This window comes from Streptomyces sp. NPDC127092 (genome assembly GCF_042722475.1).
Lineage (GTDB): Bacteria > Actinomycetota > Actinomycetes > Streptomycetales > Streptomycetaceae > Streptomyces.
In genome coordinates this window covers 1-1,306 of record NZ_JBHXFE010000269.1, presented here as the reverse complement: position 1 = coordinate 1,306, position 1,306 = coordinate 1, and the positions used below count along the sequence as shown (strand labels likewise).

General features: G+C 67.5%; 2 protein-coding genes. One reads left to right on the top strand and one right to left on the bottom strand.

From position 1 onward, the window contains the following. A partial coding sequence (locus ACFWJO_RS39580) for a transcriptional regulator (protein ID WP_386873121.1) occupies positions 1-689 on the top strand: 689 nt, incomplete at its 5' end. Positions 690-700: 11 nt separating this feature from the next. On the opposite strand, the gene ACFWJO_RS39575 is transcribed toward ACFWJO_RS39580, so the two are convergent. Next, positions 701-1,306, bottom strand: a 606-nt coding sequence (locus ACFWJO_RS39575) for a helix-turn-helix domain-containing protein (protein ID WP_386873119.1), incomplete at its 5' end; no start/stop codon positions are given.

Genomic DNA, 1,306 nt, shown 5'->3' with positions numbered 1-1,306 from the left:
ACTACACCCGGATCGAGCAGGGGCGGCTCGTCCCGTCCGAGCAGGTGCTCGCCGCGCTGGTGCGAGCGCTGCAACTCGACTCGGACCAATCCGAGTACCTCGACAATCTGGCCGACCACGCCACCCACCGGTCCACGCCCCGTCCGGCGGCGCAGTTGCGCACCGGCGGCAGCCGGGTACGCCCGCAGGTGCGGCGGTTACTGGACCAGCTCACCGACACCCCGGCCATCGTCCTGGGTCCTCGGACCGATATCTTGGCCTGGAACCCGTTGGCCACCAAGGTGTATGCCGACTTCGATGCGATGGCTCCGCACGAGCTGAACTATGTGCGGCTCATCTTCACCGACCCTCGGATGCGGGAGCTGTTCGCCGACTGGACGGCGGTCGCGCGGTCCTGTGTGGCGATCCTGCGCCGCGAGGCGGCCATCAATCCGGCCGATCCGGCCCTGTCCGCGCTCGTCGGCGAACTCACGATCGCCGATCGTCAGTTCGGACAGTGGTGGGCGGCGAGAAACGTGGCGCGCCAGGACTTCGGCGTCAAGGTGCTCAATCACCCGTTCGTCGGTGAACTGACTCTCGACTGGGAGATATTCCGCTACTCCGGCGCGCCCGAGCAGCAATTGGTGCTCAATTCCGCCGAGGACGGTTCGCCGACCCAGGAGCGACTGGCACGGCTGGGCCGGATGTAGAACCGGAGAGGTCAGGCGATCTTGAGAACCCGGAGCCGGTTGTAGAGAGTCGACCGGCTCACCCCGAGTGACTGCGCGGCCTTGAGCTTGTTGCCGCCTGCCGCTTCGATCGCCGCGACGATCACTTCCCGTTCGGCATGTCGAATGGGTGACAGGGGTGTGCCGACTTCCCGGTACGGTGCGGGAAGGTCGGTCGTAATGATGTCTCCGGCCGAGCGGGTCCGGGCCAGGGCGTGGACCACCCGCCGGAGTTCGGCGAGGTTGCCCGGCCACGGATGTGCTGCCAGGACCTGCAGCGTCGTCGAGGTGAGGCGTAGGTCGGACGTCACGGCTTCCTCCGCCAGCATCCGACGTGCCAGCCCGGGGATCTCGTGGCGGCGCCGGCGGAGCGGAGCGAGTTCACGTCGTGCGGCGCAGAGCCCCACCAGGGAGGGGTGGATCGCCGCGTCGTCATCCGCACTCGTCGAGGTCAGAACGACGTGTCGCCGCGTGCCCCGGATGAGGCGGGCAACCAGAGTGGCCATAGAGTTGGTGAGGAAGTCGACGTTCTCGATGATCGCGACGGCACTATCATGTTTGAGCTGTCGGCCGAGTCCGACGGCCCAGGCCTGCTCCCC